Here is a 14,522-nt window from a genome sequence, read left to right on the forward strand (position 1 = left end):
ATGAGGTACGCGGATGCTGTGGGCATCTCTGATTCTTGTCGGCGCCACCTGCGCCGTCGCCGCGCCGGTCGCGCGCGCCGCGGGCCGGGCAGCCGGGTGGTGGCTGGCGATCCCGCTCTCGGTGGCCGCCGCGATGCTCGTGGCGGTCGGTTCCGGATCGGTGTGGGTGCCGTGGATGCCGACCCTCGGGGTCGGCATCGGCCTGCGCCTGGACGGGCTCTCGCTGCTGTTCTCGCTCATCGTGCTGGTGATCGGCGCGCTGGTGCTGATCTACTCGGCCCGGTACCTGCCGAGGGGCCCGAACGCGTCCTTCTTCGTGCTGATGACCGGCTTCGCCGCGGCGATGCTGCTCCTCGTCCTCGCCGACGACCTCGTGCTGATGTTCGTGGCCTGGGAGGCGACGACGCTCTGCTCGTTCTTCCTCATCGCGCGGTCCGGCACGGACGCGCGTGAGCCGGCGATCCGCACCCTCCTCGTCACCGCCGCGGGAGGCCTCAGCCTCCTCGCCGCGGTCGTGGTCATGTGGGTGGGGACCGGGACGACCCGGATCACCGACGTCCTCGTCTCCGACGCGTGGACCCAGCCGGCGTTCACGATCCCCGTGGCCGTTCTGCTCGCGGGAGCGGTGTTCACCAAGTCCGCGCAGTTCCCGTTCCAGGCGTGGCTCCCCGACTCGATGGTCGCCATCACCCCGGTCTCGGCGTACCTGCACGCCGCCGCGATGGTCAAGGCGGGCATCTACCTCGCGCTGCTGTTCTCCCCGGCGCTCGCGGGGGAACTCGTCTGGTCGACCCTGCTGATCACCTCCGGCCTCATCACGGCCGTCTTCGGGGCGGTCACCGCGCTCCGTCAGACCGACCTGAAGGCGCTCCTGGCCTACTCCACGATCAGCCAGCTCGGACTCCTCGTCACGATGATCGGCGTCGGCACCCCCGAGGCCCTCACCGCCGCCGTCGTCCACACCGTCGCGCACGCGCTGTTCAAGGCGGCGCTCTTCATGCTCATCGGGGTCATCGACCACGAAGCCGGCACCCGCGACATCCGTGAGCTCGCGAACCTCCGGATCCGGATGCCGATCACCATCGGCGCGCTCGCGCTCGCCGCGGCGTCCATGGCCGGCATCCCGCCGCTCCTCGGCTTCGTCAGCAAGGAATCGATGTTCGCGGCGTTCATCGAAGCCCCGGGGCCGGTGTGGTTCCCGGTGCTGCTCACGGTCGTCGGCGCACTCAGCGCGGTGTTCACGTTCGCCTATTCCGGACGCATCGTCCTGGGCGCGCTCGGCGGGCGGAGCGCGACGCGGACCATCCCGGAGGCGCCGGCGCTCTTCTGGGGGTCGCCCGGCCTCCTCGCCGCGGCCGGACTCGTCCTGGGAGTCCTGCCCTTCCTGCTCGATGCCCTCGTCGCGGGAGCCGCGACCTCGGCTGTCGGCGCTCCCGTCGACGCGTATCTCGAGCTCTGGCACGGGTTCAACCTCCCGCTGGCGGTGTCGGCGACCGTCATCGCGCTCGGAACGGCGATGGTCGTGGGCCGCGCGCGCGTCGGGCGCGTGACCGATCTGCTGCGTTCGCCCGTCTCGGGACTGGCGGTCGTCGACGCCGCGCGGGCGGGCACCGTGCGTCTCGGCGGGCTGGTCGGACGCGCAGCCGGCACGACGAAGCCCGCGCGACACCTCGCCATCCCCGTTGCCGTGCTCATCGTCATCGCCGCCGTCGGAGTCTTCACCGTCCCGCGGCTGCCCGCGGTGGTCGGTGACCCGACCGAACCGATCGACTGGCTGCTGCTCGCCCTGGTCGCTGCGGGAACGGTCGCCGCCGTCCGCGCCCGCACGCGCATCGCCGCGATCGTCGTGACCGGTGTGGTCGGTGCGAGCATGACGGTGTGGTTCTTCGTCCTCGGGGCCGCCGACGTCGCGATGACCCAGCTCCTCGTCGAGATCCTCACGGTCTGCGTCATGGTGCTGCTTCTGCGTCGCCTGCCGCGGGAGTTCTCGCCGCCGCGGGCGAAGCGCCGCCGCATCCTGCCCGTCGTCCTCGCCCTCGGCGCGGGAGCGGCCACGACCCTCGGCGTCTGGGCGCTCACCGGACGGCGCGGGATGTCGCCGGCGGCGGAGTTCTACCTCAGCGAGGGCGAGACGCTCACCGGCGGGGCGAACATCGTCAACACGATCCTCGTGGACTTCCGCGCCTTCGACACGCTCGGCGAGCTCACCGTCCTCGGCGTCGCGGGGATCGCCATCGCCGCCCTCCTGTACTCCCGCCGCCCGACGCCGGTGCGATCTGCCCGGCTCCTCCGCGGCACCCCCCTGTCGGATGCCGCGGCCAACAGCGTCTTCGTCCGTACCGTCGCGCGGGTGCTCGTGCCCGTCATCGTCGTCCTCTCCGTCATCCTCCTGCTGCGCGGCCATCAGGAGCCGGGTGGCGGCTTCATCGCCGCGCTCATCGGCGGCGCCGGTTTCGCGCTGCTCTACCTCGCCGCGCCGAGCGAGTCGGCGGCGCGCATCCGCTGGCCGTTCCTCGCTCTCATCGGCTCGGGCATCGTCGTCGGCGCGGGGACGGGCCTCCTGGGGTACTTCGGCGGGTCGTTCCTCCGGCCGCTCAGCATCGAGATCCTCGGCACCAAGCTCACCACGGCGCTCGTCTTCGACGTGGGCGTGTACCTCGCCGTCGTGGGCGTCGTGCTGACCGCCCTCAACCTCCTCGGTCGGCAGCACCACACCGAGCGGGAGGAGGGCGGATCCGAGCCGGATCCGAAACCCGACCCGACCCCGGACCGCGCCTCGAGAAAGGTGGCCTCGCGATGACCGTCGCCCTCACCGCCGGCATCCTCGTCGCCGGCGCCGTCTACCTCTTCCTGCAGCGCGAGATGCTGCGGGTGATCCTCGGCTTCATCCTGCTCGGCAACGCCGCGAATCTCGTCCTGCTCGCCGCGGGCGGCACGGCGCGGCGCGGCGAACCGTTCGGCACCCCGGCGGACCCGAGCACGATCGCCGATCCGCTGCCGCAGGCGTTCGTGCTGACCGCGATCGTCATCGCGTTCTCGCTCACGATCTTCATGCTCGTCCTCGCCGTCACCGGCGACAATGACGACGACACCTCCGACGGCACCGAGCCGGATGCGGAGGATGACTCCGAGCCGGAGGACGACGGCGTGCACCCGGATGAGGTCCGCGCGGCCGAGAGGGGGATCATTTCGTGAGCGCCGCCCTCCTTCCCCTCTTCGTGGGCCTGCCGATGATCTTCGCCGGCCTGCTCGCCGTCACCCCGACCCGCCGCCACATCCACGTCATCGTGATGATGGTCACCATCGCCGCGTCGACGGCGGGCGGCATCCTGCTGATCCTCGACTTCCTCGGCGGCGGCGCGATCGCGCACGGCGTCGGGGGATGGGTCGCGGGCATCGCGATCCCCTTCGCCGCGGACATGTTCACCGCCCTCATGCTCACCGTCACCGGCATCCTCACGCTGACGTGCGCATGGTTCGCGGTGGCCTCCGGGCGGGCGCAGTCGCGCTTCTTCGCGCCGATGCTGCTGGTGCTCCTCGCCGGCGTCAACGGTGCGCTGCTGACGGCGGACCTGTTCAATCTCTTCGTCTTCATCGAGGTCATGCTCCTGCCCTCCTACGGGCTGTTCCTCCTCGCCGCTCCCGACCGTGCGCCGATCCGTCGGATCGCCGGCGTGCGCCTCTACGTGACGCTCAACCTGCTCACCTCCACCGTGTTCCTCGTCGGTGTCGGGTTCCTCTACGGCACGGCCGGCACGGTGAACATCGCGGAGCTGTCGGGGATGGCCGCCTCTGACGAGACCGTGGCCATCGCCACCGCAGTGTGTCTGTTCGCGCTGGGGATCAAGGCCGCCGTGGTGCCGGTTCACGGCTGGCTCGCCCGGGCCTACCCGACGACCTCGCCCGCGATCACCGCCCTCTTCTCCGGGCTCCACACCAAGATCGCGATCTTCGCGATCTACCGGATCTACGCCGTCGTCTTCGACGGAGATCCGCGCTTCCTCTGGATCGGGATCGCCGTGTTCACCGTGACCATGATCGTCGGCGCACTCGGAGCGGCGGGGGAGAACAGCAGTCGATCGATGCTGGCGTTCAACATGGTCAGCGGGATCGGCTACATCCTCCTGGGACTCGCGCTGTTCACTCCGCTCGGGCTGGTCGCGGGCATCTTCTACCTCATCCACCACATGATCGCGAAGGCGTCGCTGTTCCTCTCGACCGGCGCCGTGGAGGTCCGGTACGGCACCGACAAGCTCGGTGCCTTCCGCGGGGTGGGGGTGGCCAAGGCCGAACCCCTGATCGCGGCGGCCTTCTTCGTCGCGGCGCTATCGCTCGCGGGGCTTCCCCCCTTCTCCGGCTTCGTCGCGAAGCTCTCGCTGATCCTCGCGGCGCAGGATGCCGGGGAGATCGTGGCGGTCGTCGTGATGATCCTCGTGAGCCTGGTGACCCTGCTGGCGATGCTGCGGATCTGGTCCGGGATGTTCTGGGGATCGCGGACCTCGGAGGCCGCGCCGTCGCTCGATGCGACGTCGGGGGATGCGGCATCCGTCGCCGACTCCGGAAGCGGGACGGCCGGCGCGACCGCGACCGACACGCTGACGCGCACACGCCCCCGCATCGGCGCGTCGCTCGCCGCTCCGGCGATCGTGCTCGCGGTGATCACCCTGGGCCTCGGCCTCGGAGCTGAACTGCTCCTCGGCCTCGCGCAGATCGCCGCGGACGGCCTGCTCGACACCTCCGCATACGTCGAGGCGGTGCTCGGATCATGACGCAGCTCACCAGTTGGCTCACGTGGCCCTTCCGACTCTTCGGCTTCGCGGCGTGGTTCGCGAAAGAGGTGATCGTCGCGAACTTCTCCGTCCTCCGCGACAACCTCACCCCCGGGCAGGACTCGACGCCCGGGATCGCGCGGGTCCCCACGCGATGCGAGACGGATGTCGAGATCACCGCCCTGGCGGCGCTGGTCACCCTGACCCCGGGCACCCTCACCCTCGGCACGACGGTCGAATCCCGCACGCACGCACGGGTGCTCTTCGTGCACGGCATGTACTCCGACGGGCCGGACGCGCTTCGCGCGGAGGTCGCTCGGATCGAGGATCGCCTGCTCCGCGCCCTGCGCCGAAAGGGGGACGCCCGATGATCGGCCTCGACATCGCCATCGGCATCCTGGCCCTGTCCATGCTCGTGACCACCTACCGGATGCTGAGGGGCCCGGACGACGCCGATCGTGTCGTCTCCGCCGACCTGCTGCTCTTCGGCGCGGTCGGGTTGATCGCGGTCATCGGGGTGCGGGTCGCCGCCACCTTCGCGTTCGACATCGTGCTCGTGGCGACGGTGGTCAGCTTCCTCGCCGCCCTGTCGCTCGCCCGGGCGCTGACGAGGGGGAAGCGATGAGCGACATCTTCGCCGTCATCGGCAACGTCTTCGTCGTCCTCGGGGCGCTCGTGTTCGCCACGGCCGCGCTCGGGGTGATCCGCTTCCCGGATGCCTTCACACGGGTCTCCGCGGTCGGCACCGCCGGAGGACTCGGCATCGCGCTCGTGGTGGGTGGGGCGTTCCTCGTGCAGCCCACGGTGCCCGACCTCGTGAAGGTCGTCCTTGCGATCGCGATGCAGCTCACGACCTCCGCGGTCGGCAGCATCGCCATCGCGCGGGCGGCGTACCTCTCCCGTTCGCCGCGCAAGCGTCTCGGCTACGACGAGCTCACGCCGGACGAGGACACGACCGATGGGAGCGGCGAGCCGGCGTGACGGCCGTGCGCGAGGGTGCACGCGGGTTCGCCCACCGCGCCTGAGCCGTTCGCCGCGGCACGGCGCCCGGGCCGAACTCCTCCCTTTCGCCCTCGGCGGGCCTCCCGAGGCCCCAGGGACCGGTCCCGCACGGCGTTTGTGAGGAGTTCGGCTCGCGCGGTCTCGGGTGAGCTGGGCCGATGCCGCCGCGGCGGGGTGCGGGCGCCGGGCCGTACCGAACTCCTCGGATCCGGGCGTCGGTGGCACCCTCGAGGCCCCGGGACCGGTCCCGCACGGCGTTTCTGAGGAGTTCGGCCCACGTAGCGCGCCCTGAGTCGTGCGACCGGACGGGCGCGGGTGACGGGAAGATAATGGCGGAGGATAGGGGATTCGAACCCCTGAGGGCTTGCACCCAACACGCTTTCCAAGCGTGCGCCATAGGCCACTAGGCGAATCCTCCAGGACCCCGGAGGGCCGTCGTCCATCCTACCGTGCCGCGAGGGGGTCCTTCGACCGCGCGGTGGCGTAGGCGCTTCCCGGGCGCACCACGAGCGAGCGCGGCACGAGCGCCGCGAGCACCCGCCGCGCGGGGGAGGCCCCCGCCCGCACCGCACGTCGGACGTCTTCCGCAGCGGCCAGGGCCACCTCTCCCGATCCGGGATCGAGCGACCCGGGCGGTGCGTAGCTGGCCCGCTCCATCTCGGTAGCGAGCGTCGACGCGGCTCCGCCCGGCGCGCCGTGCCGATCGCTCAGGCGCGTGGCGAACGCCCGCGGGCTCTCGCTCGGCGGGATGCCGATGCCGACGTCGATGGCGGCATCCTGCACCATCGCCCAGGCGGCCGACACGTCTCCGCCCTCGGCGCGGGCGCGCTGCCGGCCGAGCCGCACGCGGTGCACGAGCGCCGGGAGGGCGAGGATGCCGAGCACCAGTAGCACGGCGCCGATCGTGGGAAGCGGGTTCTGTCCGTCGGCCCCGCCGACAGCGCCGGGGGAGAGCGCGTCGGACTCGGCCGGATCGTCGGCGTCGACGGGCGCGCCCGGCGTCGCTTCGGGGGCCTGCGGGTCGGTCTCGGCCTGGTTCTCCGTGACGGATCCGGGGATGCCGGTACCCGAGGAGAAGCCCGTGGGGACGCCGAGGCTCGCGGTCGGCTCGAAGGGGATCCAGCCGATCCCCTCGAAGTGGACCTCGGGCCACGCGTGCAGCTGGTTGCTGGTGACGGAGTACACCGTCTGCGCGTCGATGACGTCGCCGTTCGCCGTGCCCGGGAGATAGCCGATGACGATGCGGCTCGGCATGTCCATCGTCCGCGCCATGAGGGCGAAGGCCGAGGCGAAGTGCACGCAGTACCCTTCGCGCTGCTCGAGGAACTCCGCGACCGCCTCGGCTCCGCTGCCGTCGAACCCTTCCTCCACGGGCGCATCGAGGGAGTACGCGAACTCGCCGCCGCGGAACCAGCGCTGCAGCGAGATGAGTCGGTCGTAGTCGGTAGCGGCCTCGGCGGTGACCTCCTGCGCGAGCGTCGGGATGATCTCCGGGATGTCGGCGGGCAGGGCGCGCAGGTCATCGTCTTCCGTACCGGCTGAGGGGACGGCGCGGGCCTGCTCGAGGGTGGGGCGCGGAACGTCGGCGCGCACCGTGTACTCCTGCCCCTGCGACTCTCCCGACTGCGCGATGACCGTGCGGTTGGCGGGCGCGGCGCCCCAGTCGCCGTCGAGGCCGTCGACGCCGACCGCGGGCCAGGGCACCGGCAGCCAGATCGAGTTGAGGTTCACGACGTCCACGGTGGTCGCGGTGGAGGCGAGCGTGATGTCCTCGGCCACGGACACCGCGCCGAGCGCCCCTTCCTCCTCCAGCGGAACGGTCCGCACCCGGTCCGGCTCCCACTCGTCGCCTTCGAACGTGGAGAGCGTCGTTGCGCGGAGGTACGGCGGCACGGAGGCGTCGCTGCGCACCTGCAGGACTTCGACGTCCGCGGGACGGCGGAGGTCGTCCCCGAGGGCGAGGGTGGCGTCGATACCCGGCCCGAACCCGCTCCCGGTGGCGACGGCCGCCCTCGGCTGCGGGAGAATCGGGGTCACCGCCACGGCGACGACGAGCCCGACCGCGGCGATGCCGAGCGCGGTGGCGGGCACCCCCGCGCGCCGTTCGGCGGCCCGGACGAGGGGCAGCTCGCGCGCACGCGTGTCGGCGCGCAGGAGGAAGAGGATCATTCCGGCGAGCACGACGAACGCCGTGACGTCGACGCGGCCCGGAACGGCGATGGCCGGGATGAGCGAGACGGCGACGATACCGATCGAGGCGAGGAGCGGCATCCGCGCGGTCAGCACGACGTGGTCGGTGATGAGGGCGAGCAGCCCCATCGCGCCGACGATCACGAACGACAGGGCGAAGGTGGCGTCCAGCGGCGCGGAGCCGCGGACGATCTCGTCCATCGCCGCGGGGATCACGAGCGCGGCCGCATCGACGGTCGACGGCGTCGGGATCACCCACAGCAGTGCGGTGTCGCCGAGGAAGACACCGGTCAGGAAGAGCACCCACACCACCGCCCCGACGAGGCTGGCCCACGCGGGGGCGATCCCGGTGCGACGCACGAGGACACCCGCGCCGAGGATGCCGGTGGCGAGCGTCGCGGCGCCGAGGAACCACGCCCCCATCTCCACGACGCGCAAGACCGGGATGAGCGCCGCGACGAGCGTGCCGAGCGCGGCGAGGCCCAGCGTGATCAGGCCCGGGCGTCGCCCCCGTCTCTCCGCGACCCGTTCGCTCCGCGCCTCCGACGCCGTCTCAGTGCGCGACATGCCGCGCCCCTCTCCGCGCGGCGTCCGCCCAGGCCGCGGCGACATCGCCGTCCCGCCCGAGGACCCCGACACGCCAGCCGGCGGATGCCGCGACCTCGACGGCATCGCCGAACGGGTCGGTGCACAGCAGCAGCGGGAGAGCGCTGTGCGGGGCGAGCGGCGCGAGCGCGGCGGCGTCGCCGGTGTCGAAGCGACCCGTGACGACCACCACCGGCCCCGTCGAGGCGTTCGCGAACTGCCGGGTCAGGGCGGCGAGCCCGGTGTCGCGGTGCGCGGTGATCAGGGCGAGGCGGGTGCGGAGCTCCTCCACCTCGGCGCTGTCGCCGCTCTCGATCCGCTCGGCGAGGATGCCGCCCTCCTCGTCGACGACCTCGACGGCGTATCCGTCGCGCACCAGGCGCGCGGTGGCCGAGATGCAGGCCGACACCGCGGCGTCGAACGCGGCATCCTCTCCCGAGAGGTCCTGCGCCTCGACGCTCCACCGCAGGGCACCGCGGTCGAGGACCACGGAGGCTTCCGGCGTCGACTCGCTCTCCTCCTGGCGCACCATGAGCTGGTCGCGATGCGCGGTCGCCCGCCAGTGGATGCGCCGCATCGAGTCGCCCGGCGCGTAGGGCCGCGCGACGAGGTTGTCCGCCCCCTGGCCGAGACGGTCGGTGGTGGCGTGCAGGGTGCCGCCGGACTCGCCCGGGGCGTCGGTGAGGCCGATGAGGTCCACGATTGCGGGCGCGACCGTGACGGCGGTGCGGGACGGGAAGCGCACCCGTCGACGGACGAGTCCGAACGGATCGGTGAGGGTCACCGCGAGCGGTCCGAGCTCGTGGACGCCGCGCCGGCTCCCCGTGACGGTGTAGACGAAGTCGATCGCCCGCTCGTCCGGTGTGCCGCCCCGCAGGCCCGACGCGAAGGCGGGCAGGATGCCGGATGCGGTCCCGTCGAGTCCGCCGCCGAGATCGTCCCGCCACGTTCCGGGCGGGACGGGCAGGACGCTCCGCAGTCCCACGCGCACGCGCACGCGACTCGGCCGCCCGACGGTGACGGTCTCGGGGTCGATGACCCGTCGCGCGGGCTCGGTGCGTCGCACGAGGAGGAGGGAGAGGAAGCCCAGCGCCGGCATCGCGGCGAGGAGGATCCCGAAGTAGAGCAGTTCGACGATGCCGGACTCGTGCGCGAGCACGGCCGAGACGCCGGCGAGGACGACCGCGCCCGTTCCGCGGACGGTCAGCGGCCACGCGCGACGCGCGCGGGCCGGGACGACGGATGCCGCGGGAAGCGTCATCAGACGCGGGCGGCGATCGGCACGCGCACGCTCGCCGCGATCCGGTCGAGGATGGCTGCCACGGCATCGGCCGCGCCGGTGCCGCGTGCCCCTCCCGCCGCGCGGGTGGGGAGGAGTCGGTGGGCGAAGACGGGACCGAGGAGCGCGGTGATGTCGTCCGGGATCACGAAGTCGCGGCCGTCGAGGGCCGCCCAGACCTTCGCGGCGCGCACGAGCTGGAGGGTCGCCCGGGGGCTCGCGCCGAGGCGCAGGTCACCATGGGTGCGCGTGGCCTGCGCCAGGGCGACGGCGTAGTCCTCGAGCGCCGGCGCGACGTGCACCGCGCGGGCCGCGGCGATGAGGTCCTCCACCTGCCGGGAGGTCACCACCGGGATCAGGGCGTCGAGCGGATTGGTCGTCTCGCGCTGGCGGAGCATGAGCGCCTCCGCGCGGGCATCCGGGTATCCCATCGAGATGCGCATCATGAACCGGTCGCGCTGGGCCTCGGGAAGGGCGTAGGTGCCCTCCATCTCGAGCGGATTCTGCGTCGCGACCACGAGGAAGGGGGAGGGGAGGCGGTGCGTGCGTCCGTCGACGGTGACCTGCTGCTCCTCCATGGCCTCGAGGAGAGCCGACTGCGTCTTGGGCGAGGAGCGGTTGATCTCGTCGGCGATGACGATGTTGGCGAAGATCGCGCCGGACTTGAACTCGAACTCCCGCTCGACCGGGTTGAACACGCTCACACCGGTGACGTCGCCGGGGAGGAGGTCGGGGGTGAACTGGATACGTCGGACGCTCGCGTCCACCGACGCCCCGAGTGCCCGGGCGAGCATCGTCTTGCCGACGCCGGGGACGTCTTCGATCAGGAGATGCCCCTCCGCGAGGAGGCACACCAGGGCACTGCGGATCGCGTCGGGCTTGCCGTCGATGACCGCGCCGATGGAGGTCAGGACGGCGGAGGTGAGGGCCGCGAAGTCGCTGGGACCCTCTCCGCGGCGCCGCGTGGGAGCGGGGGCGATGTCGGTCACGGAGGGCCTCCTAGCGCGCCGTTCGGGCGGCGGATCGGGCGGACGCGGGCGTCCTCACCCACTCCTCGATGGTAACAACCGGATCACGGTGCGGGGCCTGGGAGATGCCTGCATCGGCTGCCGGGCTTCGTCGCCGGTTCGGCGCGACGGCGCCAGCGGGGGTAGACTGTCCGAAGCTCTCCGCGAGGCGGCATCCAGGCCAACTCCCCCAGGACGGAAACGTAGCAAGGGTAACCAGGCTCTGCCGGGTTCGCGGAGAGTCTTACTTTTCCCGGCCTTCTCAGGAACCGCTCCCCGTCCGCCCCATAGGCTGGAGCGCGTGGCGCAGAGCATCTACATCACGTCCGCAGAAGGTCATTCCGGCAAGTCCACGGTCGCCCTCGGCGTCCTTGACGCCCTGAGCCGCGCGACCTCCCGTGTCGGTGTGTTCCGCGCGATCGCGCGGTCGACGCGCGAGCGCGACTACGTGCTGGAGATGCTGCTCGACCACGACGGCGTCGACCTGGCGTACGAGGAGTGCGTCGGCGTGACGTACGACGATGTGCGCCAGGATCCGGATGCCGCGCTGTCGACGATCGTGGAGCGGTACAAGGCCGTGGAGGCCCAGTGCGACGCCGTCGTCATCGTCGGCAGCGACTACACCGACGTCGGCAGCCCCGCGGAGCTGGCGTACAACGCCCGCATCGCGGCGAACCTCGGCGCCCCCGTCCTCCTCGTCCTCGGCGGTCGCGCCGCGCAGGGGCAGGCCGAGCAGCTCGGCGCGACGCTCCCGCGCACCCCGGCCGAGATGGGGCAGATCGCCGATCTCGCCCTCGCCGAGCTCGTCCACGGCCGCGCGCAGCTGTTCGCGGTGATCGCCAACCGCGTCGAGGACGACGAACGGGGCGAGGTCATCGCGGCCGTCCGCCGCTCGCTCACGTCCGAGCGGGGTCTGGACGCTGCGCACGTGCCGGTGTGGGCGATCCCCGAGGACCGCTTCCTCGTCGCGCCGTCGATGCGCGGCATCCTGCGTGCCGTCGACGGCGAGCTGATCGCCGGCGATCCGGAGCTGCTCACCCGCGAGGCCCTCGGGGTCGTCGTCGCGGCGATGTCGATGGTCAACGTCCTCCCGCGCCTCCTCGAGGGCGCGGTGGTGGTGATCCCCGCCGACCGGTCCGAGGTGCTTCTGGCCGCCCTCCTGGCGAATGCCTCCGGCACCTTCCCGTCGATCTCCGGCATCGTCCTCAACGGCGGTTTCGATCTGCCCGAGCCGGTCCGCCGCCTCATCGACGGCCTCGGCTCGAACGTCCCGATCATCTCGACCGAGCTCGGCACCTACGATACGGCCGTCCGCGTCATGAACACCCGCGGGCGCCTGGCCGCCGACTCCCAGCGTCGCTACGACACGGCGCTGTCGCTGTTCGAGACGAGCGTGGACACGGAGGAGCTGCTGCGCGCGTTCGGCATGGCGCGGGCCACCGTCGTGACGCCCCTGATGTTCGAGTTCCAGCTGATCGACCGCGCCCGCGCATCGCACAAGCGCATCGTCCTCCCCGAGGGCGATGACGACCGGGTGCTGCGCGCGGCCGGCACCGTGCTCAAGCGCGGCATCGCGGACCTCGTGATCCTCGGGGAGCCCTTCGAGGTGCGCGCGCGGGCCATCGAGCTCGGCATCGACATCCAGAATGCCGAGGTCCTCTCCCCGTTCGACGCGGTCCACGTCAGCCGCTTCGCCGAGGAGTACGCGCGCCTGCGCGCCCACAAGGGCGTCACCGCCGCACAGGCCGCCGACACCGTCACGGACGTGTCGTACTTCGGCACGATGATGGTGCACACGGGCCTCGCCGACGGCATGGTGTCGGGAGCAGCCCACACGACCGCGCACACGATCCGGCCGGCCTTCGAGATCATCAAGACCAAGCCGGGGGTCTCGGTGGTCTCCAGCGTCTTCCTCATGGCGCTCGCCGACCGCGTCCTCGTCTACGGCGACTGCGCGGTGATCCCCGACCCGACGGCCCCCCAGCTCGCCGACATCGCGGTGTCCTCCGCCGCCACCGCCGCGCAGTTCGGCATCGAGCCGCGGGTGGCGATGCTCTCCTATTCGACCGGGGAGTCCGGGTCGGGAGCCGATGTGGAGAAGGTCCGCGAGGCGACGGCGCTGGTGCGCGAACGCGCGCCCGAGCTCCTCGTCGAAGGTCCGATCCAGTACGACGCTGCGGCCGACGTCGCTGTGGCCGCGGCGAAGATGCCCGGTTCGCAGGTCGCGGGACGGGCGACGGTGTTCGTCTTCCCGGACCTCAACACCGGCAACAACACCTACAAGGCCGTGCAGCGCTCGGCGGGTGCGGTGGCGATCGGGCCGGTCCTGCAGGGGCTCAACAAGCCGATCAACGACCTCTCGCGGGGAGCTCTGGTCGAAGACATCGTCAACACCATCGCCATCACCGCGATCCAGGCCCAGGCCGAGGACGCCGACACCGAACAGGGAGAACCCCGATGAGCGTCGTCCTCGTCGTCAACAGCGGATCGTCGTCGTTCAAGTACCAGCTGCTGGATGCGGATGCCGAGCGCGTGCTCGCCGCGGGACTGGTGGAGCGCATCGGCGCCGACGTCGGCCAGGCGCGCCACACCGTCTACGCCGCGCGCACCGACGGCCCCGCCGCGACGATGCAGAGCGCAACGTCCGCGCGCGAACTCCCGATCCCCGACCACACCGCGGGCTTCCAGGTGATGCTCGACGCCTTCGCCGCGGACGGGCCGTCGCTGGCCGAGAACCCCCCGGTCGCGGTGGGTCACCGCGTCGTCCACGGCGGCGCTCGCTTCTTCGCACCCACCCTCGTCACGCCGCAGGTCCGCGCCGACATCGAGGATCTCGCGGTGCTCGCGCCGCTGCACAACCCGGCCAACCTCGCGGGCATCGTCGCTGCCCAGAGCGCCTTCGGCGACGTCCCGCACGTGGCGGTGTTCGACACCGCTTTCCACCAGACGCTGTCTCCGGCTGCCTACACCTACGCCATCGACCGCGACCTCGCCGCGAAGCACCGCATCCGTCGCTACGGATTCCACGGGACCTCGCACAAGTTCGTCTCGGAGGAGGCCGCGCGCTTCCTCGGGCGGCCCCTCGAGGATCTCCGTCAGATCGTCTTCCACCTCGGCAACGGCGCCTCGGTGACCGCGATCGACGGGGGACGCTCCGTGGAGACCTCGATGGGCTTCACCCCCCTCGAGGGCCTCGTCATGGGCACGCGCTCGGGCGACCTCGACCCGGCGGTGCTCTTCCAGCTCGCCCGGCGCGAGGGGATGTCGGTGGATGACCTGGACGACCTCCTGAACAAGCGCAGCGGCATGCTGGGTCTTGCCGGCGCATCCGACCAGCGCGACATCAAGGACGCCATGGAGCGGGGCGACGAGGCGGCGATCCTCGCCTTCGAGGTCTACGTCCATCGCCTCCGCTCCTACGCCGGCGCGTACCTGGCGCAGCTCGGCGGCGCCGACGTCATCTCCTTCACCGCCGGCGTGGGCGAGAACGCGCCACTCGTGCGGGCGCGCGCGCTCGAGACGCTCGGCTTCGCGGGCGTGGAGATCGACCCGGAGCGCAACACCGCACCCGAGCGCGGCATCCGTCGGATATCCACGGATGCCTCGCGGGTGGCCGTTCTCGTCGTGCCCACCGACGAGGAGCTCGAGATCGCGCGCCAGACCCTGTCGGTCGCGCGCGGCTGAGGACAC

General features: G+C 71.9%; 11 protein-coding genes, 1 tRNA gene and 1 other RNA gene. 9 read left to right on the forward strand and 4 right to left on the reverse strand.

What is annotated here, in order from left to right:
• Positions 1–13 precede the first annotated feature (13 nt).
• The 6 genes from AB0O93_RS02600 to AB0O93_RS02625 are packed head-to-tail and all read left to right on the forward strand — an operon-like array spanning position 14 to position 5,750.
• Positions 14–2,800, forward strand: a complete 2,787-nt coding sequence (locus tag AB0O93_RS02600; RefSeq protein ID WP_363340222.1) for a DUF4040 family protein — start codon at positions 14–16, stop codon at positions 2,798–2,800.
• A complete protein-coding gene (locus AB0O93_RS02605) occupies positions 2,797–3,195 on the forward strand; it encodes a cation:proton antiporter subunit C (RefSeq protein WP_363340224.1) in 399 nt (132 codons plus the stop codon). The genes AB0O93_RS02600 and AB0O93_RS02605 overlap by 4 nt, the downstream gene beginning before the upstream one ends.
• On the forward strand, positions 3,192–4,769 hold the full coding sequence (locus AB0O93_RS02610) for a monovalent cation/H+ antiporter subunit D family protein (protein ID WP_363340226.1): 1,578 nt from the start codon (positions 3,192–3,194) through the stop codon (positions 4,767–4,769). Before AB0O93_RS02605 ends, AB0O93_RS02610 begins: the two co-directional genes overlap by 4 nt.
• Complete coding sequence (locus AB0O93_RS02615) at positions 4,766–5,140, forward strand: Na+/H+ antiporter subunit E (RefSeq protein ID WP_363340228.1); 375 nt, start codon at positions 4,766–4,768, stop codon at positions 5,138–5,140. Before AB0O93_RS02610 ends, AB0O93_RS02615 begins: the two co-directional genes overlap by 4 nt.
• Complete coding sequence (locus tag AB0O93_RS02620; protein ID WP_363340230.1) at positions 5,137–5,394, forward strand: monovalent cation/H+ antiporter complex subunit F; 258 nt, start codon at positions 5,137–5,139, stop codon at positions 5,392–5,394. The genes AB0O93_RS02615 and AB0O93_RS02620 overlap by 4 nt, the downstream gene beginning before the upstream one ends.
• On the forward strand, positions 5,391–5,750 hold the full coding sequence (locus AB0O93_RS02625) for a monovalent cation/H(+) antiporter subunit G (RefSeq protein ID WP_363340232.1): 360 nt from the start codon (positions 5,391–5,393) through the stop codon (positions 5,748–5,750). Before AB0O93_RS02620 ends, AB0O93_RS02625 begins: the two co-directional genes overlap by 4 nt.
• 351 nt (positions 5,751–6,101) lie before the next feature.
• Here the strand turns inward: AB0O93_RS02625 and AB0O93_RS02630 are convergent.
• The 4 genes from AB0O93_RS02630 to AB0O93_RS02645 form a co-directional block, all read right to left on the reverse strand.
• Positions 6,102–6,189: transfer RNA gene (locus tag AB0O93_RS02630), tRNA-Ser, on the reverse strand.
• Between the two features lie 26 nt (positions 6,190–6,215).
• Positions 6,216–8,528 carry a DUF3488 and transglutaminase-like domain-containing protein gene (locus AB0O93_RS02635; protein ID WP_363340234.1) on the reverse strand — a complete coding sequence of 771 codons (2,313 nt, stop codon included), beginning with the start codon at positions 8,526–8,528 and terminating at the stop codon, positions 6,216–6,218.
• Positions 8,515–9,807, reverse strand: coding sequence for a DUF58 domain-containing protein (locus AB0O93_RS02640; RefSeq protein ID WP_363340237.1), 1,293 nt, complete (start codon positions 9,805–9,807; stop codon positions 8,515–8,517). The genes AB0O93_RS02635 and AB0O93_RS02640 overlap by 14 nt, the downstream gene beginning before the upstream one ends.
• Positions 9,807–10,727, reverse strand: coding sequence for an AAA family ATPase (locus tag AB0O93_RS02645; RefSeq protein WP_363340984.1), 921 nt, complete (start codon positions 10,725–10,727; stop codon positions 9,807–9,809). Before AB0O93_RS02645 ends, AB0O93_RS02640 begins: the two co-directional genes overlap by 1 nt.
• A gap of 258 nt (positions 10,728–10,985) precedes the next feature.
• On the opposite strand from AB0O93_RS02645, the gene ffs reads away from it, so the two are divergent.
• The 3 genes from ffs to AB0O93_RS02660 all read left to right on the forward strand — a co-directional run bounded on the left by ffs (position 10,986) and on the right by AB0O93_RS02660 (position 14,516).
• Positions 10,986–11,082: signal recognition particle sRNA small type (ffs, locus tag AB0O93_RS02650), an RNA gene on the forward strand.
• Between the two features lie 51 nt (positions 11,083–11,133).
• Positions 11,134–13,293, forward strand: a complete 2,160-nt coding sequence (gene pta / locus AB0O93_RS02655; protein WP_363340239.1) for a phosphate acetyltransferase — start codon at positions 11,134–11,136, stop codon at positions 13,291–13,293.
• Positions 13,290–14,516, forward strand: a complete 1,227-nt coding sequence (locus tag AB0O93_RS02660) for an acetate kinase (RefSeq protein WP_363340241.1) — start codon at positions 13,290–13,292, stop codon at positions 14,514–14,516. Before pta ends, AB0O93_RS02660 begins: the two co-directional genes overlap by 4 nt.
• The last annotated feature ends 6 nt before the right edge of the window (positions 14,517–14,522 follow it).

This window comes from Microbacterium sp. NPDC077184, from assembly GCF_040687055.1.
Lineage (GTDB): Bacteria > Actinomycetota > Actinomycetes > Actinomycetales > Microbacteriaceae > Microbacterium.